Here is a 23,443-nt window from a genome sequence, read left to right on the forward strand (position 1 = left end):
GGCCGGGAGCTTGCCGCTCCGGTACTGAGGCACCTCCTGCGTAGGGAGCGGCAAGCAACAGGCTCGATCCGATGCCTCAGCAGTCCCGGAACTCCGGCGACTGGTTCAGCACCTGGCTGCGCACCGAGGTGAAGCGGGCGAGCTTCTCGTCGACAGCCGAGTCCAACGGGAACACCGCCACCCGGTGGCAGTTCTGGAAGGCCAGCCGGACACCGAAGTGCCGCTGCAGGGCGCCGCGTATGGCGTCACTCGCGAGCGCGCGCAGCAGCTGCCCGCGCGCCTGCTCGTCCGGCGGGGGCGTCTGGTTGTCGGCGAAGGCTCCGCCGTCCACCTTCAGCTGGGCCACCAGGGAGCTGATCATCTCCCATGCGTAGGGCAGGGAGGTCCGGACGCAGTCGACGAATTCAGCTTCGTCGACCTCGCCTCGCTCGGCCTGTTCGAGTAGGGCCGGTGAGACGTCGAGCGACATGGGTTCTCCTCTCGCACCCCTAAGAGAGCAGGGGTTGCCGGACAGGGCACGGGAGTTCGCCATGCCGGAACCACCGCAACGCTGAGTACACGCATCGCGACCTCCCGTTTACTACGGTAGGCAACTGACCGTGACGGCACCAGGAGAACGGGCACATAGGCGGTCCCTATGGGGCACACAATCGGCCAGAGTCCGTCCGCGTCCGAACGATCGTTTTCCAGATCAAAAGGGGCGGGCCCGGAGGGGCCTCGGTTGAGGGTGGTGGCGGGAGACGGGCGCCGGAGACGGGCGGGCGAATCGCGTGGGGCACGAGGTGTCGGATAGCGTTGCGGACCATGCGTCTCGTCATCGCCCGGTGCTCCGTCGACTACGCCGGCCGGCTCACCGCCCATCTCCCCTCCGCCCCCCGTCTCATCCTGGTGAAGGCGGACGGCAGCGTCTCGATCCACGCGGACGACCGGGCCTACAAGCCCCTGAACTGGATGTCGCCGCCCTGCACGCTGAAGGAGGGCACCGGTGACGAGGAGGGCGTCTGGACCGTCGTCAACAAGGGCGGAGAGAAGCTCATCATCACGATGGAGGAGATCCTCCACGACTCGTCGCACGAACTGGGCGTCGACCCGGGCCTGATCAAGGACGGCGTGGAAGCGCACCTCCAGGAGCTGCTCGCCGACCGCATCGAGACCCTCGGCGAGGGCTACACCCTGATCCGCCGCGAGTACATGACGGCCATCGGCCCGGTCGACATCCTGTGCCGTGACGCGGAGGGCCAGACCGTCGCGATCGAGATCAAGCGGCGCGGCGAGATCGACGGCGTCGAGCAACTCACCCGCTATCTGGAGCTGTTGAACCGCGACCCGCACCTCGCCCCGGTCCGCGGCATCTTCGCCGCCCAGGAGATCAAGCCCCAGGCCCGCGTCCTCGCCACGGACCGCGGCATCGGCTGCCAGGTCCTGGACTACGACGCCCTGCGCGGCATCGAGGACGACAAGCTGCGGCTGTTCTGAGGGACGGTCCTACGACGCCAGGGGCCGGGTTCCTGGGGAGGAACCCGGCCCTAGGTGCTGCCCGGGGGGTCTCAGATCACCGAGTCCGGTGTGCTCGCGCCACTGCTGCTCTGGGAGGAGCTGGCGGAGCTGACGGGGGCGGAGGAGACCGAGCTGCTGGCCGTCGCCGGGCTGCCGCTCGGCGAGCTGGAGGGGCTCGACGACGGACTCGACGAGGGCGACGACGAGCTACCACCGGTGCTGGTCGCAGTCGGGCTCGGCGATGCGGAGTGCGAGGGCCTCGGGGACTGGTGCGACGAGGTGCTGCTGGGCGTCGGCGACGCCCCGCCGGTACTCGACCCCGTCGATCCGCTCGTCCCCTCCGAGGCCGATGCCGACTCGGACGGCGTCGGGTCGTCCGACGTCCCCATCGTCCCGTCCGGCCCCGGATCCGTGGGCCTGCTGGTCGCCGTACCCGTGTCGCCGGTGCCGGTGTCGGCACCCGGGGTGTCGGAGTCGAGGCCGCCGTCGTCGAGGCCGGTGCTGGCGGAGGGGTTGACGCCGCCGCGGTCGGAGGGGGTGTTGGCGTCGTTGTCGGAGGTCGCCCCGAGCGTGACGACCGTGCCGAGCACGGCGACGAGGAGCGCGCCCGCGCCGGCCGCGACGAGGTTGCGCTTGGCGAGGCCCATGAGGCCGCCCCGGCGCTGGTTGTGCTGGGCCGGGGCGGGCGGCGGGGTCGCCGCGCGGTGGACGAGGGTCTCGGCCTCCGGCGGGTAGGTCGGCAGCGCCGCCTGGATGCCGCGCGGCGGCGAGGCGGACTCCTCGTGGCGGGCGTCGGGCACCTCCTCGCCGACCGTCGCCGCGGCGAGCCCGGGAACGTCCCCGGAGGCGTCGGCGACGAGCGCGAGGGCGCGGCGGCCGGCGACGGTGCCGCGCTTGTCGGTGAGGGCGCCGCGCAGGCCGAGGGAGGCCTCCAGCTCCGAGCGGGCCCGGTCGAGGTCCCCGGCGCACAGGGCGAGGACGCCGAGTTCGTGGTGGAAGTAGGCGCGGTCGGCGGACTGCCCGGCGAGCCGGGCGGCCTCGGTGCCCTCGTGCAGGGCGTTTTCCCAGCCGCTCCAGTGCAGTCCGGCGGCGAACGCGGGCGCCGCGGCGCGGGCGAGCCGGACCGCGGTGGCCTCCTCGTCCTCGGCGGGCGGGGTCGTCGTGGGCACCACGAGGGCGAGGGCGGCGAGGACGGCGTCGGCCTCGGCGCAGACCCGGTCGGGGGTGACGGAGGGGTGGCCGGCCCACCAGGCGTAGTGCTGGGCGGCGGCCGCGACGCGGGCCTCGGTGTCGTCGTCGTATCCGGCGGCCTCCAGCTGCGTCTGGACGCCGGCGGCGAGCCGGTAGCGGACGCCGACCGGGGAGACGAGCCCGCAGGCGACGAGTTCGCCGAGGGCGGCGTCGGCGTGGGTGTCGCCGACGAGGGCGGGCAGATGGGCCTGGTGCGGGACCTCGCCGCCGAGGGCGACGGCGAAGCGCAGGGTGGCGCGGGCGGAGGCGCTGAGGCGGGCGGCGAGCAGCGGGGCGGGCGCGGCGGCCTCGCCGAGGGAGGGCAGGGGTATCTCCTCGGCGTCCCCGGCCCCGGCGTTGACGAGCGCGGCGTCGACGGGCGCGGCGAGCGGGCGGGCGTCCTCGAAGACGCCGAACGCGTCGACGGCGTCGACGTCGGCGCGGAGCTGGTCGCGCTGTCGCAGCAGGGCGCCGGCCTGGACGAAGCGCAGGGGCAGGCCCTCGGACTCGAACCAGAGGTCGCCGGCCCAGTTGGCCTCCTCCTCGGTGAGGGTGCGGCCGACGGCGCGCTCGATGACGTCGACGCCGCAGGCACGGTCGAGGCCGCTGAGGACGACCTCCTCGACGGCGGAGTCGGCGGAGGGCGCCGGGGTGTCGGGGGTGGCGCCGAGCAGGAAGGCGCACTCGGGGGTGGCGTCCAGGAGTTCGTCGAGGAGCGCGCCGCCGAAGCCGAGGTCGTCGACGACGACGACCGCGCCGATCTCCCGGACGAGGGTGCGCAGTTCGTCGTCGCCGGGGCGGTGCCGGTCGGCGTCGTGGACGGTGTGGAAGAGGTCGTGGAGGAGTTCGGCCGGGGTGCGGCCGTAGCCGGAGAGGCGGACGACGCCGTCGGGGGCGAGGTCCTCGCAGTCCTCGGCGACGAGGTCGAGGAGGCTGGTGCGGCCGGAGCCGGAGGGTCCGGTGAGCCGGACGGAACGGCCTCGGGCGAGGAGGCGGACCAGCTGTTCGCGTTCGTCCTGGCGGCCGAGCAGGGGGTACTCGGGCCTGGCGGGGCCGGCGGGAGCGGGCGGCCGGGCGGCGTGCTCGTCGTACTCGGCGCGCTCCTCGGCGGTGCGCTTGGCGGGACGGCGGGGCTGTTCTCCCCCACTCTCGGCTGCGCTCGAGCGGGCGGTGCCCCCAGGCGGGCAGAGTTCTATCTCGCTGCCGTCCACGGGGTTGACCGTGAGCAGATGCTCGCCGGCGACCACCCGGACCGTGCGGGCGGGGCCGGGGGTGTGCGCGGCGTAGTCGGGCGTGAGGGGGTCCCTGGCCGGGCGAGGGCGCGACACGCGGCCGTCGCCTTCCTGACCGTTGTCCTCGGGCCCCTGGTTCGTCGGGTCCATGGGTTCAAGCCCCCCAAGAGCGTCGTGTGGCGGTAGCCCCTCCCGGCCTCGCTGCACACTGCGCTGTCGCTTCTGGTCCGGTGCCCGCTCGGTAGAGGGCCGAGGGCGGCGGGCAGACGAACCGTAAACCTTCGCACAGTATCTACGACAGTCCGGGGTGCCGCGCGGTCCGAGACGTCACAGTCCGGTGAGGATTGGTGCCCGCCGTACGTTTCGCCGCAGGTGGCCCCGGTCGCGGGGTCACACCCGGGGCAGCGACTCCACGCCGATGCCGCCCTCGATGGCCAGAATCCGGTGCAGCCGGGTCGCCACCAGCAGGCGCTGCATCTGCGGCGGTACGCCGCGCAGCACCAGGCGCCGGCCGCAGCGGCCGGCCCGTCGGTGGACGCCCATGATGACGCCGAGTCCGGTGGCGTCCCAGGAGTCCAGTTCGGACAGGTCGAGCACCAGGTCGCCGACGCCGTCGTCCACGGCCGTGTGCAGGGCCGTGCGGGCGTCCGCCGCGCTGCGCACGTCGAGGCGGCCCCCGACGACCAGCTCGACGTGGTCGCCCCTGATGTGCATAGCGCTCCCCTAAGCGTGCGTCTCGTGCTCCGCGGTGTGATGTCCGGTGTTGCATGCTCTGACTGCGTGAAGCGGCCGGAGGTTGCCGTCTGTGAGCGATCCGATACCGAATTCACCCTCACGGGTGACACCCCTGGGGCCTGTGCGGTTTCAGCGCTTGGAGTAAGCCCTGCCCGCTCTCGCGTCGGATGTCACCGGCGTCAACCATCCGGCGCATTCGCCGTCTGGCTCTCGGCCGGAGATTAGCGTTCATGGAGCGCGGTGCGACCGGTTAGTAACGCGTCTCACGTCTCACGGCGTGAGACGCCGGTCACGTCGTCAATTCCTGTCCGATTCAAGCCTATTCGCACCGTTTGGATCTTCGCGAGTCCGGCGTGACCAAGCGAACGGAACGGATCGCCGGGGACGGTCTAGATTGGCCGCATGGTCAATCTGACGCGCATCTACACCAGGACCGGGGACCAGGGCACCACGGCCCTCGGCGACATGAGCCGGGTCGCCAAGACCGACCTGCGGATCGCGGCGTACGCCGACGCCAACGAGGCGAACGCCGCCATCGGCACGGCGATCGCGCTGGGCGGCCTCGACGAGGAGATCGTGGCGGTCCTCACCCGGGTCCAGAACGACCTGTTCGACGTGGGCGCGGACCTGTCGACGCCGGTGGTGGAGAACCCGTCGTTCCCGCCGCTGCGGGTCGAGCAGTTCTACGTCGACCGGCTCGAGGCGGCCTGCGACCGCTTCAACGAGCGACTGGAGAAGCTCCGCTCGTTCATCCTCCCCGGCGGCACCCCGGGCGCCGCCCTCCTCCACCAGGCCTGCACGGTCGTACGCCGCGCGGAACGCTCGACGTGGGCCGCCCTGGAGACCCACGCCGAAACGATGAATCCCCTCACCGCGACCTACCTCAACCGCCTCTCGGATCTCCTCTTCATCCTCGCGCGCACGGCGAACCGGGACAGGGGAGACGTCCTGTGGGTCCCTGGCGGCGAACGCTGAGGCCGTCACGGACGGCGGTGGAGCTCCCTGCGCAGCCGCGTCCAAGCGGCCGCGCCGGCACAGGAGTTGGGATCCAGCGGCCGTATACGAGAGTGGTCCAGACCTATTGACCCGTGGTCCAGACCTTTCTATTCTCGCGGCACTGTGGGCGTGAAGGCTCAGTCGCGCCCCCCAACTCCCCATAGGAGGCGCAGAATGCGCTTCAGACACAGAGCCGCGGCAGGGTTCGCGACCCTGTTGCTCCCCCTGGCCGGACTCGTGGGCCTCGCGAGCCCCGCCCAGGCCGCGACGACGGCGACCGCCACCTACGCCAAGACCCAGGACTGGGGCACCGGCTTCGAGGGCAAGTGGACGGTGAAGAACACCGGCACCACCGCCATCAGCTCCTGGACCGTGGAGTGGGACTTCCCCTCCGGTACGTCCGTCACCTCCGCCTGGGACGCCGACGTCACCTCCTCCGGCACCCACTGGACCGCGAAGAACAAGTCCTACAACGGCTCCCTCGCCCCCGGCGCCTCGGTGTCCTTCGGCTTCAACGGCGCGGGCTCCGGCTCCCCGTCCAACTGCAAGCTGAACAACGACAGTTGCGACGGCACGACGGTCCCCGGCGACGCCGCCCCCTCGGCGCCCGGCACCCCCACCGCCTCCGGCGTCACCGACACCTCGGCCACCCTGTCCTGGTCCGCCGCCACCGACGACAAGGGCGTCAAGAACTACGACGTCCTGCGCGACGGCGCCCGGGTCGCCACGGTGACGACGACGTCGTACACGGACACGGGTCTCACGGCCGGCACCGACTACTCCTACACCGTCCAGGCCCGTGACACCGCCGACCAGACGGGTCCGGTCAGCGGCGCGGTCGCCGTGCACACCACGGGCGGCACCACTCCCCCGACCACCGGCTCCACGGTCAAGCTCGGCTACTTCACCGAGTGGGGCATCTACGGCCGCAACTACAACGTCAAGAACCTGGTGACGTCGGGCTCGGCGTCGAAGATCACCCACATCAACTACGCCTTCGGCAACGTCACCAACGGGCAGTGCGCGATCGGTGACTCCTACGCCGACTACGACAAGGCGTTCACCGCCGACCAGTCCGTCAGCGGCGTCGCCGACACCTGGGACCAGCCGCTGCGCGGCAACTTCAACCAGCTGCGACAGCTGAAGGCGAAGTACCCGAACATCAAGGTGCTGTGGTCCTTCGGCGGCTGGACCTGGTCCGGCGGCTTCGCCCAGGCGGCGGCCAACCCGGCCGCCTTCGCCCAGTCCTGCTACAACCTGGTCGAGGACCCGCGCTGGGCCGATGTCTTCGACGGCATCGACATCGACTGGGAGTACCCGAACGCCTGCGGTCTGACCTGCGACACCTCGGGGGCCGCCGCCTTCAAGAACCTGATGTCGGCACTGCGGACCAAGTTCGGCTCGAACTACCTGGTCACCGCGGCCACCACGGCCGACGGCTCCTCCGGCGGCAAGATCGACGCCGCCGACTACGCGGGCGCCGCCGGTTACGTCGACTGGTACAACGTGATGACGTACGACTTCTTCGGCGCCTGGGCCGCCCAGGGACCGACCGCCCCGCACTCCCCGCTCACCTCGTACAGCGGCATCCCGACAGCCGGGTTCACCACGGCGGACGCGATGGCCAAGTTCAAGGCGAAGGGCGTGCCCGCGAGCAAGCTGCTGATCGGCATCGGCTTCTACGGCCGCGGCTGGACCGGCGTCACCCAGGACGCCCCGGGCGGCACCGCCACCGGCGCCGCGGCGGGCACCTACGAGCAGGGCATCGAGGACTACAAGGTCCTCAAGACGTCCTGCCCCGCCACCGGCACCATCGCCGGCACGGCCTACGCGCACTGCGGCAGCAACTGGTGGTCCTACGACACCCCGGCCACGATCGCCGGAAAGATGACGTGGGCCAGGAACCAGGGCCTCGGCGGCGCGTTCTTCTGGGAGTTCAGCGGAGACACGAGCAACGGAGAGCTGGTGAGCGCCATCAGCAACGGTCTGGGCTGACCCACCCGGCGCGCCGACCCACGACGGGTCGGCGCNCCCCACCGGGTCAGATGACGGGCGCGGGCACCCTCGTGTAGGTCAGGCCGTTGCTGGTACCGCCGGGGGTGGTCACCGTGACGGAGACCGGCCCGGGGGTGTCCACCGGGGCGAGGGCGGTGATCTGCGTCGGGGAGACCACGCTGAAGGACGCGGTCACGGTGCCGAACCGGACCTCGGTGGCGGTCGCCAGACCGGTACCGGTCAGCGTGACGACCGTGATGGAACTCGCCGGACCCTGATCCGGATCGAGGGAGACCAGCGTGGGGGCGTCGAGGAAGACGAAGCCGAGGGGGCCGCTCACTCCCCCGGGGGTGGTCACCGTGACGTCCGTGGCACCGGCCGCGTGGCTGGGGGTCACCGCGGTGATCTGCGTGGCGGAATCGACGGTGAACAAGGCCGCCGCCACCCCGCCGAACCGCACCGCCGTCGCACCGAGGAAGTCGCCGCCGGTGACGACGACCGTGGTGCCGCCCGTCGTGGGACCCGACGCCGGGGTGAGGGCGGTCAGCACGGGCTGCGCGGCGTAGTAGAAGAACGCGTTGGGATCGTTGGGATTGCTGGTGCCGCTGGGCGTGGTGACCGTGACCGCCGCCGCGCCGGCCGCATGGGCCGGACTGACCGCCGTGATCTGCGTGGCGCTGTTGACCGTGAACGAGGCCGCCGCCACCCCGCCGAACGACACCGCCATCGCACCGGAGAGGTTCGCACCCGTCAGCGTGACCGTCGTGCCACCGGAGACCGGACCCTGATTCGGCGACACCCCCGAGACGGTGGGAGCGGCGACGTAGGTGAAGGTGACGGAGTTGCTGGTGCCGCTGGGCGTGGTGACCGTGACCGCCGCCGCGCCGGCCGCGCGGGCCGGACTGACCGCCGTGATCTGCGTGGCGCTGTCGACGGTGAACGAGGCCGCCGCCACCCCGCCGAACGACACCGCCATCGCACCCGAGAGGTTCGCACCCGTCAGCGTGACCGTCGTGCCACCGGAGACCGGACCCTGATTCGGCGAGACACCCGAGAGCGAAGGAGCCCCGGCATAGGTGAAGGGCACGGACTGGGTGCTCGTGCCCTGGCTCGTGGTGACGGTGACGTTCACGCTGCCGGTTCCCGACGGTGTCACGGCCGTGATCAGGGTGCTGCTGTTGACGGTGAACCACGTGGCGTTCTTGGTACCGAACCGGACCGCCGCCACGGAGGTGAAACCGGTGCCGGTGATGAGGACAGTGGTACCGCCTGATGCCGGCCCCTGGTTGGGACTGACCGAAGAGACCACAGGGGCAGCCATGCTGACTCCTTAAGCGTGAACGGGACATCACAACACGTGCGGCCACCTCGGGGCGCGGCTGCGGGACTGAGCCCGTCCGGGCGGAGGGGGGCCACCGCCCGGACGGGGGTTTTCGTCACCTCCTCAGGCGGAGGCGGTCGGACCGGTCAGATACCGGGGCCCTCGACGTAGGTGAAGCCACCGACCTCGGTGTCCGATCCGGCGGGGTTGGTCACGACCACGTCGGCCGCTCCCGCCGTACCGGGCGGAGTGACGACGGACAGCGTGGTCGCGTTGATCACCGCGAACGGGGCGGCGGTGCCCCCGACGGTGACCGATTCCGTGCTGTCCAGGTTGGTGCCGGTGACGGTCACCGCCGTGCCACCCGAGGTCGATCCCGAGTTCGGGCTGATCGTCCCGATCGTGGGAAGGTCGACGTAGGTGTAGCTGAACCCGTTGTTGGTGCCGCCCGCGGTGGTCACGCTCACCGAGACCGACCCGGCCGCCGCGCCCGCCGGAACGGTGACGCTGAGCGAGCTGTCGCTGCTGACCGTCGGGGTGGCGCTGTTGGCGCCGAACGACACGCTGGTGGCCGTCGACAGGCCGGTGCCGGTGATGGTGATGGAGTTGCCGCCGGCCAGCGGCCCGGAGGTGGCGCTCAGGACGGACTTGAACGGGGCACCGACGTAGAAGTACGACACCGGGGCGCTGGTCCCGCCCGGGGTGGTCACGGTGACCCCGACCGTGCCCGTTCCCGAGGGGGAGACGGCGGTGACCGTGGTCGCGTTGACGTTGGTGACGCTCGTGGCGTTCTTGCTGCCGAACTTCACCGCGGTGGTACCGGACAGGTTCGTGCCCGTGATGGTCACCGCGGTGCCGCCGCCGGTGGAACCCTGGTTCGGAGAGATAGGCATGAGGAGACTCCTCGTCCTCGCTCGGTGATGGGGACAATGCGAGGAACCGGCGGAGTGGGCCAGCCACTGGCGGCCATGTCGTGGGGAGATGACCCCTGTCGGCCGACAACGTACGTCGGTCTTCTCCCGACACCTCCGATGCGGCAGGCACCCACAGAGTGCTGCCACGCCAGGTGAACGAACCGACACGGGTGTCCCGCGTCGCAGCGTCAGCCATCCGTCCCGGGCAAGGAAAAACCGGCAAACGCTGCCTGTCCGAACGTTCCCCCGGCTCGGGGATGGGCAGCCCGCCGGTTCAACACTCTCAGTGACCCATACATCCAACTGGGTGACAAGACATGGTCGCCTCCAGTCACCCGAACGGAGTAACAGGCAGGCCCCGGGCGTGTGCCCGGGGCCTGATCCCTCGGAAGAGCTCCAGGACAGGTCCTAGGCGGGGCAGCCGAGGACGGCTCCCGCGGGTGCGCAGTTGTCCGGCTGGTTGCCGAGGACGAATGCTCCGAGCAGGCGGACCGGGCCACTGGTGACGACGCGGAAGACGCCGCCCCCCGCTCCGCCCGCCTGGTTGCCGGTGACCACACCGCCGACCAGGCTGGAGCTCCCGGCCAGCTGGTACAGGCCCCCGCCGTCGAGTCCGGCGCGGTTGCTGGCCGTGTACACGGCCAGCAACCGCACCTGGCTGCCGTGGTTGGCGATGCCGCCGCCCGACGAGGCCGCCTCGTTCTCCGTCACCCGGCCGCCGTTGACGGTGAGGGTGCCGAACGCCGTGAACACACCGCCGCCCTCGAAGTTCTGGGTGCTGTTGGACGTGACCGCCGTACCGTTGAGGACCGCTGTGCCGAAGGTGTTCAGCCCGCCACCGGTGAAGACCGCCTTGTTCCTCTTGACGGCCCCTCCGGCCATGGTCAGCCGGGCGGAGTCGCCCACGTGGACTCCGCCGCCGTCGCCGCCGCTGTTGTCCGACACGGTGCTGGCGCTGAGCGTCGCGGTCGCGCCGGAGGCGACCGCGATCCCGCCTCCGGCCCCGGAAGCGGTGTTGTGGGTGATCCGGCTGTTGACCAGGACCAGCGTCCCCGCGGTCAGGATGCCACCGCCGGCCGTACCGGAACCCTCGGTCGCGCTGCCGCCCGACACGGTGATCCCGTTCAGGGTGAGGGAGCCCTGCGCGGCGACTTCGGCGACACGGAACGCGGCGGTCCCCGTACGGCTGATCGTGGCACCTCTGCCGATCAGGGTGACTCTTCCGCTGATCACCGGAAGCCCGTTGGCGCCGTTGGTGTCGGTACCGGTCGGAGCGTTGAGCGCGTAGGTGCATCCGGGCGCCAGCAGAATCGATCCGCCTCCGACGGCGTTCGCCGCGGTGATCCGGGCGATCAACCCGGTGACGTCCCCGCACGGCACCACGACCGCCTTTCGCGCGGGCAGGGCCTGGGCGGTGGTCGACAGGGCGATCCCCGGGACGCAGACACTCACGAGTGCGGCCGCGGCCAGGGCACGCATGTTCTTCACGGTCAGCACGGGGGGCTCCCTCAGGTCGTTGTTCTCCCACTTGATCGGGAGCCTCGGCCGTCGGCATCCGGGGAGACCTGAACGGGTGAGAGAGCGCTGCCACGTGGCGTAGCGTCAGCGACGAAGAGAGCCGGGGGCGTTGCGCCATTCGAGTGGCATATGCACGAAGCCCGGCGGCTGCCGGGCTGCGAATGGGTTACTGGAATGGATCTAGCCGGTGGGCCGCCCATTCCACTGGGGGAGCGGATGTCGGACCACCTGTGGCGTTTCTGCAGAAGCCCCGGGTAACCACACCGACACCCGCGATGGGCACCCCCGGTGGAATCTGGATCCCGATCAGCCGGTGCCGTTCGCGGCACCGGCTGATTCGGCTTCTGTCAGCGGGGCTACGCCACATTCACCCGCTGGCCGGGCGGGGCCGCCTCCAGCCACGCGAGGAAACCGGTCAGCGCGTCCTCGCTCATGGCGAGTTCGAGACGCGTGCCCCGGTGGGTGCAGGCGAGGATCACCGCGTCGGACAGCAGGGCCAGTTCCTCCTCGCCCTCGGGAAGGCGACGGCCGGCCACCTCGATCGAGGCGCGCTCCAGAACACGGCGGGGTCGATAGGCGTACGAGAAAACGCGGTACCACTCGATGCGGTCGCCGTTGTAGCGGGCGACGCCGTAGCTCCAGCCCTTGCCGCTGGTGTCCGGTTTCTCGGGGACGTCCCAGCGCAGGGAACAGTCGAAGGTGCCGCCGGAACGCTGGATGAGTCTGCGGCGCAGACCGAACACGAACAGCCCCAGCACCACCAGGGCCACGACGATTCCGCACACAGTCAGAGCGAGGACCATCGACACCGACCTCCTCGTCTCCTAGGTACCGAAATAGGTAACGGAACGGAAAAAACATCCATATCTGCCTCAGCCGCGGTCGGCTCCGGATTCCTCCGGTGCCGACCGCGGCTGAGTGACGTCATACAGCTCCGCGCCGGGTTGTCAGCGCGTGGCCGCCGCACGCAGTCGTACGTCCGCACGGCGCTGGGCGGCGGCGTCGGCCTCCGCCTGGGCACGCTCCAGTGCCCGCTCCGCACGCTGGACGTCGATCTCGTCGGACAGCTCGACGATCTCGGCCAGCAGCGACAGCTTGTTGTCCGCGAACGAGATGAAACCGCCGTGCACCGCGGCGACGACCGTCCCACCATCACTCGTACGGATGGTCACCGGGCCCGACTCCAGCACACCGAGCAGCGGCTGGTGACCGGGCATGACGCCGATGTCGCCGGACGTGGTGCGCGCGACGACCAGGGTGGCCTCGCCGGACCAGACCTCTCGGTCGGCCGCGACCAGCGCGACGTGCAGCTCAGCAGCCAAGGTGGCTCCTCGGGTCACCACCCGGCGGGTCTGCCGGGTGTTGGTTACTAAGTCTAGTGGGCGTGAATGAGGGGGCGGGACGCGCCCGCCCCCTCACACGTACTCGGACAGTCCGAGATCAGGAGACGCCCAGCTCCTTGGCGTTGGCCTTGAGGTCCTCGATGCCACCGCACATGAAGAACGCCTGCTCCGGGAAGTGGTCGTACTCGCCGTCGCAGATCGCGTTGAAGGCCGCGATCGACTCGTCCAGCGGGACGTCCGACCCGTCGACGCCGGTGAACTGCTTGGCGACGTGGGTGTTCTGGGACAGGAAGCGCTCCACGCGACGGGCACGGTGGACGACGAGCTTGTCCTCCTCGCCGAGCTCGTCGATACCGAGGATCGCGATGATGTCCTGGAGGTCCTTGTACTTCTGCAGGATCGTCTTGACGCGCATGGCGGCGTCGTAGTGGTCCTGCGCGATGTAACGCGGGTCCAGGATGCGGGACGTGGAGTCCAGCGGGTCCACGGCCGGGTAGATGCCCTTCTCGGAGATCGGACGGGAGAGCACCGTCGTCGCGTCGAGGTGGGCGAAGGTGGTGGCCGGGGCCGGGTCGGTCAGGTCGTCCGCGGGGACGTAGATCGCCTGCATCGAGGTGATCGAGTGACCACGGGTCGAGGTGATGCGCTCCTGGAGGAGACCCATCTCGTCGGCCAGGTTCGGCTGGTAGCCCACCGCGGAGGGCATACGGCCGAGCAGGGTCGACACCTCGGAACCGGCCTGCGTGAAGCGGAAGATGTTGTCGATGAAGAACAGCACGTCCTGCTTCTGGACGTCACGGAAGTACTCGGCCATGGTGAGGCCGGCCAGCGCGACGCGCAGACGGGTGCCCGGGGGCTCGTCCATCTGACCGAAGACCAGCGCGGTCTTGTCGATGACGCCCGAGTCGGACATCTCCTCGATCAGGTCGTTGCCCTCACGGGTGCGCTCACCGACACCGGCGAACACGGAGACACCGTCGTGGTTGTTGGCGACACGGTAGATCATCTCCTGGATGAGCACCGTCTTGCCGACGCCGGCGCCGCCGAACAGACCGATCTTGCCGCCCTTGACGTACGGGGTCAGCAGGTCGATGACCTTGACGCCGGTCTCGAACATCTCGGTCTTCGACTCGAGCTCGTCGAAGTTCGGGGCCTTGCGGTGGATGGTCCAGCGCTCGCCGTCGTACTTCTCGTCGACGTTCAGCACCTCACCGAGGGTGTTGAACACCTTGCCCTTGGTGAAGTCGCCGACCGGGACGGTGATGCCCGTGCCCGTGTCGGTGACGGCGGCCTGGCGGACCAGACCGTCGGTGGGCTGCATGGAGATCGTGCGGACCAGGCCGTCACCCAGGTGCTGGGCGACCTCCAGGGTCAGGATCTTCTTCTCGCCGGCGTTCGCCGGGTCGGCGACCTCGACGTGCAGCGCGTTGTAGATGTCCGGCATCGCGTCGACGGGGAACTCCACGTCGACGACCGGGCCGATGACCCGGGCGACGCGGCCCGTGGCCGTCGCGGTCTCAACAGTGGTGGTCATTAGCGGTCACTCCCCGCGGTCGCGTCGGCCAGGGCGCTCGCGCCACCGACGATCTCGCTGATTTCCTGGGTGATTTCGGCCTGGCGGGCCGCGTTGGCAAGCCGGGAGAGGCTCTCGATGAGCTCACCGGCGTTGTCGGTGGCCGACTTCATCGCGCGCCGCGTCGCGGCGTGCTTCGAGGCCGCCGACTGGAGAAGCGCGTTGTACACGCGGCTCTCCACGTAGCGCGGCAGCAGGGCGTCGAGGACGTCCTCCGCCGAGGGCTCGAAGTCGAAGAGCGGAAGGATCTCGCCCGCCGGCTTCGCCTCCTTCGCCACCTCGTCGAGGCTGAGCGGCAGCAGACGGTCACCGAGGGCCGTCTGCGTCATCATCGAGACGAACTCGGTGAAGACGATGTGGATCTCGTCCACGCCGCCGTCGGCCGTGTCCTTCTCGATCGCCTCGATCAGCGGCGCCGCGACCTTCTTGGCGTCCGCGTACGAGGGCTCGTCGGTGAAGCCCGTCCACGACTCCGCGATGGTGCGCTCACGGAAGTTGTAGTGGGCGACACCGCGCCGGCCGACGATGTACGTGTCGACCTGCCTGCCCTCGGCCTCGAGGCGCGCCGTCAGCTGCTCCGCCGCCTTGATGGCGTTGGAGTTGAAGGCACCGGCGAGACCGCGGTCGCTCGTCAGGAGCAGCACCGCGGACCGCACGACCGTCTCGGCCTGCGTGGTCAGCGGGTGCTTGGTGTTCGAACCGGTACCGACCGCCGTGACCGCGCGGGTGAGCTCGGTCGCGTACGGCGTGGAGGCCGCCACCTTGCGCTGCGCCTTGACGACGCGCGAGGCGGCGATCATCTCCATCGCCTTCGTGATCTTCTTGGTCGCGGTGACGGATCGGATGCGACGCTTGTAGACCCGGAGCTGTGCTCCCATGAGTCAGGTCCCTTCCTTACGTCACTTGGAGACGCTGACGGCGTCCTCGCCGAGGAGCTTGCCGTCCGAGGTCTCGAACTGCTTCTTGAACTCCACGATCGCGTCGGCCACGGCCGTCAGCGTGTCGTCCGAGAGCTTGCCGCCCTCGCGGATGGAGGTCATGAGGCCCTGCTCCGAGCGGTGCAGGTACTCGAGGAGCTCCTTCTCGAAGCGGCGGATGTCGGCGACCGGGACGTCGTCCATCTTGCCGGTGGTGCCGGCCCAGACGGAGACGACCTGGTTCTCGGTGGACATCGGCTGGTACTGAGCCTGCTTGAGCAGCTCGACCATGCGCTGACCACGCTCCAGCTGCGCCTTCGACGCGGCGTCCAGGTCGGAACCGAAGGCGGCGAACGCCTCCAGCTCACGGAACTGGGCCAGGTCGACGCGGAGACGGCCGGAGACCTGCTTCATCGCCTTGTGCTGCGCGGAACCACCGACTCGGGAGACGGAGATACCGACGTTCAGCGCGGGGCGCTGACCGGCGTTGAACAGGTCCGACTCCAGGAAGCACTGGCCGTCGGTGATGGAGATGACGTTGGTCGGGATGAACGCCGAGACGTCGTTGGCCTTGGTCTCGACGATCGGCAGACCGGTCATCGAGCCCTTGCCCATGTCGTCCGAGAGCTTCGCGCAGCGCTCCAGCAGACGGGAGTGCAGGTAGAAGACGTCACCCGGGTAGGCCTCACGGCCCGGCGGGCGGCGCAGCAGCAGCGACACGGCGCGGTAGGCGTCGGCCTGCTTCGACAGGTCGTCGAAGATGATCAGGACGTGCTTGCCCTCGTACATCCACTGCTGACCGATGGCCGAACCGGTGTACGGCGCCAGGTACTTGAAGCCGGCCGGGTCGGACGCCGGGGCGGCGACGATGGTCGTGTACTCCAGCGCGCCGTTCTCCTCCAGCGCGCGACGGACCGACGCGATGGTGGAGCCCTTCTGGCCGATGGCGACGTAGATGCAGCGGACCTGCTTGTCCGGGTCGCCCGAGCGCCAGTTGTCGCGCTGGTTGATGATCGTGTCGACGGCCAGGGCGGTCTTGCCGGTCTGGCGGTCACCGATGATCAGCTGACGCTGACCACGGCCGATCGGGGTCATCGCGTCGACGGCCTTGTAGCCGGTCTCCATCGGCTCGTGCACCGACTTGCGCTGCATGACCGTGGGGGCCTGCAGCTCGAGGGCGCGGCGGCCGGACGTCTCGATCTCGCCGAGGCCGTCGATCGGGTTGCCGAGCGGGTCGACGACGCGGCCGAGGTACCCCTCGCCGACGGCCACGGAGAGCACCTCGCCGGTACGGGTGACCGGCTGACCCTCCTCGATGCCGCTGAACTCACCGAGGACGATGGCACCGATCTCGCGCTCTTCCAGGTTGAGCGCGAGGCCGAGGGTGCCGTCCTCGAACTTCAGCAGTTCGTTGGCCATGGCCGAGGGAAGACCCTCGACCTTCGCGATGCCGTCGCCGGCAAGGGTGACCGTACCGACCTCCTCGCGCGAGGCCGCGTCCGGCTTGTACGACTGGACGAAGTTCTCCAGCGCGTCCCGGATCTCCTCCGGCCGGATCGTGAGCTCCGCCATCTGGGTTCCCTGCTCTCCTTGTTGGGCCCGAAGTTTCACTTTGGGGGGATGTCTGAACTCCCGGACTCCCCCCTGAAAGAGGTGAATCCTCTGCACGGCCCAACCAGGGCCGCTTGCGTACGTACTGCGTAATGGGTTGCTGCTAGCTCGCCATGCGGCGGGCGGCGTCCTCGATGCGGTCCGCGAGGGAGCCGTTGATCACCTCGTCGCCGACCTGCACCCGGATCCCGCCGACGACCTGGGGGTCGACGTCGAGGTTGAGGTGCATCTGCCGCCCGTAGAGCTTCGCGAGGGCGGCGCCGAGGCGTCGCTTCTGCGTGTCGCTCAGCGGCACGGCCGACGTGACGACGGCCACGACGCGGTCGCGGCGCTCGGCGGCGAGCTTGGACAGGGACTCGAGTCCCGCCTCCAGGCTACGTCCACGCGGAGCGGTCACAAGGCGCGTCACCAGACGAACGGTGGCCGCGTCGGCACGGCTGCCGAGCAGGCTGCGCAGCAGCTCGCCCTTGGCCGAGGCGGTGGCCTTCCGGTCGGTGAGTGCCGCGCGCAGATCGGTGTTGGAGGAGACGATCCGCCCGAAGCGGAACAGCTCGTCCTCGACGTCGTCGAGCGCGCCGGCCTTCTGCGCCGCGGTGAGGTCGGCGATGTTCGCCAGCTCCTCCAGGGCGTCCACCAGGTCGCGCGACTGCGACCAGCGGGACCGCACCAGACCGGACACCAGGTCGGCGGTGGTGCCGCTGACCTGGGAGCCGAGCAGGCGCTGGGCCAGCTGGGCCTTGGCCTCACCGGCCTGCGCCGGGTCGGTGAGGACCCGACGCAGCGACACCTCGCGGTCGAGCAGCGCGGTGACGGCCGCCAGCTCGTCGGCGAGCTGCGCCGCGTCCACGGACGTGGAGTCCGTCAGCGCGTCGAGACGCTCTCGTGCGGCTGCCAGGGCCTCGCGGCTCGCTCCGTTCATCGCGACGCCTCGGCCTTCTCCTCGAGCTCGTCGAGGAAGCGGTCGATGACGCGGCTCTGGCGGGCGTGGTCCTCGAGGGACTCGCCGACGAGCTTGCCGGCCAGTTCGGTGGCGAGCTTGCCGACGTCCTGACGCAGCGCGGACGCGGCGGCCTTGCGGTCGGCCTCGATCTGGGCGTGACCGGCGGCGACGATGTCCTCGCGCTGCCGCTGGCCTTCCGCGCGCATCTCCGCGATGAGCGTGGCGCCCTGCTCCTGAGCCTCCTGGCGCAGGCGCGCGGCCTCGTGGCGGGCCTCGGCGAGCTGAGCCTTGTACTGCTCGAGCACGCTCTGGGCCTCGGTCTGAGCGGCCTCGGCCTTCTCGATACCGCCCTCGATCTGCTCGCGACGCTCTTCCAGAACCTTGTTGATGTTCGGGAGGAGCTTCTTGGCGAGGAAGCCGAAGACGATGACGAAGGCGATCAGGCCGATCACGAGCTCCGGAATCGGCGGGATGAGCGGGTTTTCCGCTTCCTCGGCCGCCAGCTGAACCAGGGGGCTCATATCAGTGCCTTTCGTCGAAAGGGGCAGTCCGACGGATCAGGTCAGGAGGTCGGGTAGACGAACGGCATGACCAGACCGATCAGGGCCAGCGCCTCACAGAAGGCGAAGCCGAGGATCTGGTTGGCGCGGATCAGACCGGCAGCCTCGGGCTGACGGGCGAGCGCCTGGGTGCCGTTACCGAAGATGATGCCGACGCCGACGCCCGGGCCGATCGCGGCGAGGCCGTAGCCGATCGAGCCGAGGTTGCCCACGATCTTGACATCGGCAAGGGTCTGGAGAGCGGACATGCCGGTTCTTCCTTCTCTTTCAAGGACCGGTGGGGGTTGGCCACCGGATGTCTGGATGGGGGTCGGGAGTGCTCAGTGGTGCTCGGCGAGCGCGCCCTGGATGAAGCTGCAGGTCAGCAGGACGAAGACGTACGCCTGCACCGCCTGGATGAAGAGCTCGAAGGCCGTCATCACGAGGACCATCACGAACGAGACGGCCGAGTAGGCGATGCCGATGCCGTTGAGCATGTACCAGCTGGCGATGGTGAAGAGCAGCAGGAGGGTGTGACCGGCGAACATGTTCGCGAAGAGTCGGACGGCGTGGGTGAAGGGCCGCACGAGGAGGTTCGAGAACAGCTCGATCGTCATCGACAGCGGGAGGACCGCGCCGAGGGACTTGTCGTAGCCGGTGAAGTTCTTCCAGGCGCCGACGAAGCCCTGGCGCTTGAAGGTCAGCGAGACCCAGATGATGTAGACGATGCCGGCGAGGACCGCGGGGTAGGAGATGATCGCGGTGACCGGGAACTGGGCGATCGGGATGATCGACCAGAGGTTCATCATCCAGACGAAGAAGAACAGCGAGACGACGAGCGGGACGTACTTCTCGCCTTCCTTCTTGCCGATGGTCTCGTAGACGACGCCGCGGCGGACGAAGTCGTAGCCGGCCTCGGCGACCATCTGGAGCTTGCCGGGGACGACCTTCGGCTTGGCGAAGGCGGCCCAGAAGAAGCCGACGATGATGATCGAGCCGAGCAGGGCCAGCAGCATCGTCTTGTTGAAGTACGAGTTGCCGTCCGCGTCGCCGAAGAGCGGCTCGAACAGGAACGAGTGCAGGCCCGGAGCCGGGAAGCCACAACCGTCGAACAGGTGGCAGTCGGTCTCGAAAGCGAGCACCTGCGTCGGGTCAGCACTCACCGCGGGCTCCTTCGTCGTGGCGCATAGGTACGGCAACCTCGTTGTGTCGGCGCGGCGTACGGCCGCGTTTCGGCACGGGACTGGTGTTTCGGATGTGGGGGCGGCTGTGGGGCATCTCGCCTCGCGCTTGAGCAGGCGTCAGCTGGGATGCCCGCGCCCGCGATGCCGCAGTTGGCACCGGACGATAGCAGGAGATCTCAGACGTCTTTATCCCGGCCCTACCCCTCACGACGAGTGCCCCGATTTTTCGGGCTTCTCGCCCTTCGAGGAACGCGAAGTGCTCGAGGAGGAGGCCGAATCGGGTTCGACGTAAAGGATCTTGGCCTTCATGTGCGCCCGCGTCTGCGCCGCGATCCAGGCGATCGTGGCGACGACGAGCGTGGCGGCGAAGGCCCGGGGGTTGAACAGCGTCGTGTTCTTGAACGCGGCCATGAAGATGAACAGCAGCAGGATCTGCGCCGCGTAGAGCATCAGACCCATGGCCTGGAACAACTGCGGAAGCGATTTGGCGGTGCGCTGCAGGACGTAGAGGCCGATCCCCATGAACGCGATCACGATGACCGTGCCGACGACGGCGCCGATGGCTCCCTTGCCGCCCGCGACCACACCGCTGACGACGGCGGCGATCGCGCCGACGGCGGCTGTGGGCACGGCGGCCTGGGCCAGGATCCGGACGTCGTTGGACGGCATGGCGGCAACTCCGCTTTCAATGGGGGCAGGGGTGTCGTCATGGACGAGCGTAGTCCCGGTTCGAGGGGCGAAAGACCTCACGCCTGCCTCGCGCCAAGGGGCCGTCGCACTACGGCCCTTCGGCTGTCTCCGGGGTTCTCGTGAACCGTATCACAAACTATTTGATGAGGTCTTTACCTGGATGGTGTGCTCACTGTCACACATGAGAGTGACGCTGCGCGTCTGTGCGGAAACAGCGCCGAGTTGTCTGGTATTGGGAGCTTTGACCCCACGTGCTTCCCCCACGACTTGGCAATGCTCTAGTCAGATTCTTACCTTGCCGACCGCGAGCGAGGGCCCACGGCGGTCGCTCCGTTGACCCCGGAGACCCCGACCGCCACGGGCGTACGCGGCTGCGGCTCGGCTCCCTCGGCGGCGGCCAGCGCGGCCTCCGCGGCGAGATCGGCGGCCCGCCGGCGGCGGTAGCGCGGCGGCACGAACGCCTGAGCCCAGCGCGGCGCACGCGGTGTGAAGCGCGGCAGCAGAAGCAGCACCAGGCCGAGCGCGCTGAGGAACACCACGCCGAGGACGATCCACATGGACGCGGCGTTGACGGAGTAGGCGAGCGCGCCGAACGCGATCAGCCCCGACCAGAAGTACATGATCAGCACCGCCCGGCTGTGCGAGTGGCCGATCTCCAGCAGTCGGTGGTGCAGATGCCCGCGGTCCGCGGCGAACGGCGACTGGCCGCGCCAGGTGCGCCGCACGATCGCCAGGATCAGGTCGGCGGCCGGGATGGCGATGATCGTCAGCGGCATCAGCAGCGGGATGTAGACCGGCACCATCTGGTGCACCGTGGAGCGTTCGGAACCGCCGAACAGGGCCTCCGGGTCGACGTTGCCCGTGACGGAGATCGCGCCCGCCGCCAGCACCAGCCCGATCAGCATCGAGCCCGAGTCGCCCATGAAGATCCGTGCCGGGTGCATGTTGTGCGGCAGGAAGCCCAGGCACATGCCCATCAGGACGGCCGCGAACAGCGTCGCGGGGGCGGCCGCCTCGATGCCGTACGAGTACCAGATCCGGTACGTGTACATGAAGAACGCGGCGGCGGCGATGCACACCATGCCGGCCGCGAGACCGTCGAGGCCGTCCACGAAGTTGACCGCGTTGATGGTGATCACGACCAGCGCCACCGTCAGCAGGGTGCCCTGCCACTGGGTCAGCGCGACCGTGCCGACCGTCGGGATCGGCAGCCACAGGATCGTCAGACCCTGCATGACCATCACGCCGGCGGCGATCATCTGGCCGCCCAGCTTCAGCAGCGCGTCGATCTCGAACTTGTCGTCCAGGACGCCGATCAGCCAGATCAGGGCGGCTCCGGAAAGCAGGGCGCGCGGCTCGTTCGACTTCTCGAAGACCTCGTTGAGGTTGGTGAGGTGGTCCGCGACCAGCAGACCCGTGCACAGCCCGAAGAACATGGCGATCCCGCCGAGCCGCGGAGTGGGTTCCCGGTGCACGTCACGGGCCCTGATCTCCGGCATCGCGCCCGCCACGATCGCGAACTTCCGTACCGGCCCGGTCAGCAGATACGTCACCGCGGCCGTGATGCAGAGCGTCAGCAGGTATTCACGCACAGGCTTCCCCACAGGTCTCGCTGGCCATCTCAGCCCCACACCCTAGCGATCGACTCACACACGGCGCATATGTGTGGGGACTTCCGGGTAGCGACGATGGTTGCACGTGCCGCTGTGAGCGTGGGTGCACGGGGGCGTTTTGTGACAGCGCGCGTACCCGGTCCTCCCCGCCGGTACGCGCGAAGTCGGCCGGTTCCGGGTCCCTCACCCGGGATACGGCGGGAAGGCCGTGGCCAGTTCCCGCACCTCCTCGCGCGCCCGCTTGGCCTCCACCTGGCCGCGCAGCACGGCCCCCATCAGCGACCCGACACCCGTCATCTCGTCCTCGCGCATGCCCTGCGTGGTCACCGCGGCCGTGCCGAGCCGCAGCCCGCGCACGTCGGCGGCCGCGACACCAACGGCTCCGCCGTGTGGCAGCGCACAGCAGTCCAGGACGATCCCGGCGGCGGCGAGCAGCCCGCGCGCGGAGCGCCCGTCGACACCGAGGGGCGCCGGATCGACGGTGACGAGGTGGGTGTCGGTGCCACCCGTCGTCACCGCCAGCCCTTCCTTCTCCAGGCGGGCCGCGAGCACCTTCGCGTTGGCGATCACCTGATGGGCGTACGCCGCGAACGCCTCGGTCGACGCCTCGCCGAACGCGACCGCCTTCGCGGCGATCGTGTGCATCTGCGCTCCGGCCTGGGTGAACGGGAACACGGCCCGGTCGACCCGCTCCGCGAGGTCGCTCCCGCACAGCAGCATCCCGCCGCGCGGGCCCCGCAGCACCTTGTGGGTGGTGGCGCAGACGATGTCGGCGTACGGCACCGGAGAGGGCGCCGCTCCCCCGGCGACCAGCCCGATGGGGTGGGCGGCGTCGGCGATGAGATAGGCACCGACCTCGTCGGCCACGGCCCGGAAGTAGGCGTAGTCGATGTGGCGCGGGTAGGCGATGGAGCCGCACACGATCGCCTTGGGCCGATGGCTGCGGGCCAGCGTCCGCACCTGCTGGTGGTCGATGAGCCCGGTCTCGGCGTCCACGCCGTACGGCACGAAGTCGAACCAGCGCCCGGAGAAGTTCGCGGGCGAGCCGTGGGTGAGGTGCCCGCCGTAGGGCAGCCCGAGGGCGAGGACGGTGTCGCCGGGCCGCAGCAGGGCCGCGTACGCGGCGAGCACGGCGGACGACCCGGAATGGGGCTGCACATTGGCGTGCTCGGCCGCGAACAGCCGCTTCGCCCGCTCCACGGCGAGCCGCTCGGCGACGTCGACGATCTCGCAGCCCCCGTGGTGCCGGGCCCCCGGATACCCCTCGGCGTACTTGTTGGCGAGCGCCGAGCCGAGCGCGGCCAGCACGGCGGGCGAGCAGAAGTTCTCGGCGGCGATCAGCTGCAGCGTCGACGCCTGCCGCGCCGCCTCCCCGAGCAGGATCTCGGCCATCTCGGGATCCTGCCGACGCAGGACATCGGCCGCTACGGGGGCAGGGATGACCGACATGACGGCCTCCGGGGGCGTCGACGGTGACGTACGTCCAATGTAGGCCCGAGACGCGCCAGACGCTCCCGTACTGGCCGGCGTACTGGCTGTGGGCAGTCGTTCCGCTGGGGCGATGGGGGTCCCCCCGCTCGAGCGAAGCCGAGAGT

21 protein-coding genes are annotated in these 23,443 nt (G+C 69.8%); 3 read left to right on the plus strand and 18 right to left on the minus strand.

All coding sequences use genetic code 11. The features are described from left to right. Window positions 1-76 precede the first annotated feature (76 nt). The gene (locus tag ACLZN2_RS03645) at window positions 77-469 is read right to left on the minus strand and encodes an SCO5389 family protein (protein WP_416976866.1); all 393 of its coding nucleotides are present in this window, start codon (window positions 467-469) and stop codon (window positions 77-79) included. Between the two features lie 335 nt (window positions 470-804). On the opposite strand from ACLZN2_RS03645, the gene nucS reads away from it, so the two are divergent. Further along, window positions 805-1,476, plus strand: a complete 672-nt coding sequence (nucS, locus tag ACLZN2_RS03650; protein WP_416976867.1) for an endonuclease NucS — start codon at window positions 805-807, stop codon at window positions 1,474-1,476. Between the two features lie 71 nt (window positions 1,477-1,547). Here nucS and ACLZN2_RS03655 read toward each other — a convergent pair whose 3' ends face one another. Together ACLZN2_RS03655 and ACLZN2_RS03660 are read right to left on the minus strand one after the other, a co-directional pair. Next, complete coding sequence (locus ACLZN2_RS03655) at window positions 1,548-4,109, minus strand: ATP-binding protein (RefSeq protein ID WP_416976868.1); 2,562 nt, start codon at window positions 4,107-4,109, stop codon at window positions 1,548-1,550. A gap of 240 nt (window positions 4,110-4,349) precedes the next feature. After that, on the minus strand, window positions 4,350-4,673 hold the full coding sequence (locus tag ACLZN2_RS03660) for an STAS domain-containing protein (RefSeq protein ID WP_020131168.1): 324 nt from the start codon (window positions 4,671-4,673) through the stop codon (window positions 4,350-4,352). 423 nt (window positions 4,674-5,096) lie between these two features. Here ACLZN2_RS03660 and ACLZN2_RS03665 point away from each other — a divergent pair, with 423 nt between their 5' ends. Beyond that, window positions 5,097-5,669 carry a cob(I)yrinic acid a,c-diamide adenosyltransferase gene (locus ACLZN2_RS03665; RefSeq protein WP_416976869.1) on the plus strand — a complete coding sequence of 191 codons (573 nt, stop codon included), beginning with the start codon at window positions 5,097-5,099 and terminating at the stop codon, window positions 5,667-5,669. 195 nt (window positions 5,670-5,864) lie between these two features. Then, a complete protein-coding gene (locus ACLZN2_RS03670; RefSeq protein WP_416976870.1) occupies window positions 5,865-7,685 on the plus strand; it encodes a glycosyl hydrolase family 18 protein in 1,821 nt (606 codons plus the stop codon). A gap of 46 nt (window positions 7,686-7,731) precedes the next feature. Here ACLZN2_RS03670 and ACLZN2_RS03675 read toward each other — a convergent pair whose 3' ends face one another. The 15 genes from ACLZN2_RS03675 to glyA all read right to left on the minus strand — a co-directional run bounded on the left by ACLZN2_RS03675 (window position 7,732) and on the right by glyA (window position 23,297). Then, entirely contained in the window at window positions 7,732-9,006 is a 1,275-nt protein-coding gene (locus ACLZN2_RS03675) for an IPT/TIG domain-containing protein (RefSeq protein ID WP_416976871.1), read from the minus strand. Window positions 9,007-9,152: 146 nt separating this feature from the next. Beyond that, complete coding sequence (locus ACLZN2_RS03680) at window positions 9,153-9,899, minus strand: IPT/TIG domain-containing protein (RefSeq protein WP_416976872.1); 747 nt, start codon at window positions 9,897-9,899, stop codon at window positions 9,153-9,155. A 429-nt stretch (window positions 9,900-10,328) separates the two neighbouring features. Then, window positions 10,329-11,417 (minus strand): right-handed parallel beta-helix repeat-containing protein, encoded by a 1,089-nt coding sequence (locus tag ACLZN2_RS03685; protein ID WP_416976873.1) that lies wholly within the window; start codon window positions 11,415-11,417, stop codon window positions 10,329-10,331. Window positions 11,418-11,794: 377 nt separating this feature from the next. Beyond that, the gene (locus ACLZN2_RS03690) at window positions 11,795-12,241 is read right to left on the minus strand and encodes a DUF2550 domain-containing protein (protein WP_416976874.1); all 447 of its coding nucleotides are present in this window, start codon (window positions 12,239-12,241) and stop codon (window positions 11,795-11,797) included. Between the two features lie 144 nt (window positions 12,242-12,385). Beyond that, window positions 12,386-12,760: a F0F1 ATP synthase subunit epsilon gene (locus ACLZN2_RS03695; RefSeq protein WP_416976875.1), complete on the minus strand. Its 375-nt coding sequence runs from the start codon at window positions 12,758-12,760 to the stop codon at window positions 12,386-12,388. A 118-nt stretch (window positions 12,761-12,878) separates the two neighbouring features. Further along, a complete protein-coding gene (gene atpD / locus ACLZN2_RS03700; protein WP_416976876.1) occupies window positions 12,879-14,315 on the minus strand; it encodes a F0F1 ATP synthase subunit beta in 1,437 nt (478 codons plus the stop codon). Then, entirely contained in the window at window positions 14,315-15,232 is a 918-nt protein-coding gene (locus ACLZN2_RS03705) for a F0F1 ATP synthase subunit gamma (protein ID WP_416976877.1), read from the minus strand. Before ACLZN2_RS03705 ends, atpD begins: the two co-directional genes overlap by 1 nt. Window positions 15,233-15,253: 21 nt before the next feature. After that, window positions 15,254-16,843: a F0F1 ATP synthase subunit alpha gene (atpA, locus tag ACLZN2_RS03710; RefSeq protein ID WP_416976878.1), complete on the minus strand. Its 1,590-nt coding sequence runs from the start codon at window positions 16,841-16,843 to the stop codon at window positions 15,254-15,256. A 142-nt stretch (window positions 16,844-16,985) separates the two neighbouring features. Next, on the minus strand, window positions 16,986-17,801 hold the full coding sequence (locus ACLZN2_RS03715) for a F0F1 ATP synthase subunit delta (protein WP_416976879.1): 816 nt from the start codon (window positions 17,799-17,801) through the stop codon (window positions 16,986-16,988). Beyond that, complete coding sequence (locus ACLZN2_RS03720; protein ID WP_404202308.1) at window positions 17,798-18,343, minus strand: F0F1 ATP synthase subunit B; 546 nt, start codon at window positions 18,341-18,343, stop codon at window positions 17,798-17,800. The genes ACLZN2_RS03715 and ACLZN2_RS03720 overlap by 4 nt, the downstream gene beginning before the upstream one ends. Before the next feature lie 41 nt (window positions 18,344-18,384). After that, entirely contained in the window at window positions 18,385-18,630 is a 246-nt protein-coding gene (locus ACLZN2_RS03725; protein WP_416976880.1) for a F0F1 ATP synthase subunit C, read from the minus strand. A gap of 72 nt (window positions 18,631-18,702) precedes the next feature. Continuing rightward, window positions 18,703-19,524, minus strand: coding sequence for a F0F1 ATP synthase subunit A (gene atpB / locus ACLZN2_RS03730; protein WP_416976881.1), 822 nt, complete (start codon window positions 19,522-19,524; stop codon window positions 18,703-18,705). 225 nt (window positions 19,525-19,749) lie between these two features. Continuing rightward, window positions 19,750-20,214 (minus strand): hypothetical protein, encoded by a 465-nt coding sequence (locus tag ACLZN2_RS03735; protein WP_416976882.1) that lies wholly within the window; start codon window positions 20,212-20,214, stop codon window positions 19,750-19,752. Window positions 20,215-20,525: 311 nt separating this feature from the next. Continuing rightward, the gene (locus ACLZN2_RS03740) at window positions 20,526-21,827 is read right to left on the minus strand and encodes an MraY family glycosyltransferase (RefSeq protein WP_416976883.1); all 1,302 of its coding nucleotides are present in this window, start codon (window positions 21,825-21,827) and stop codon (window positions 20,526-20,528) included. A 204-nt stretch (window positions 21,828-22,031) separates the two neighbouring features. Beyond that, window positions 22,032-23,297, minus strand: coding sequence for a serine hydroxymethyltransferase (glyA, locus tag ACLZN2_RS03745; RefSeq protein ID WP_416976884.1), 1,266 nt, complete (start codon window positions 23,295-23,297; stop codon window positions 22,032-22,034). Window positions 23,298-23,443 lie beyond the last annotated feature (146 nt).

The organism is Streptomyces sp. T028, assembly GCF_048159505.1.
Taxonomy (GTDB): Bacteria; Actinomycetota; Actinomycetes; order Streptomycetales; family Streptomycetaceae; genus Streptomyces.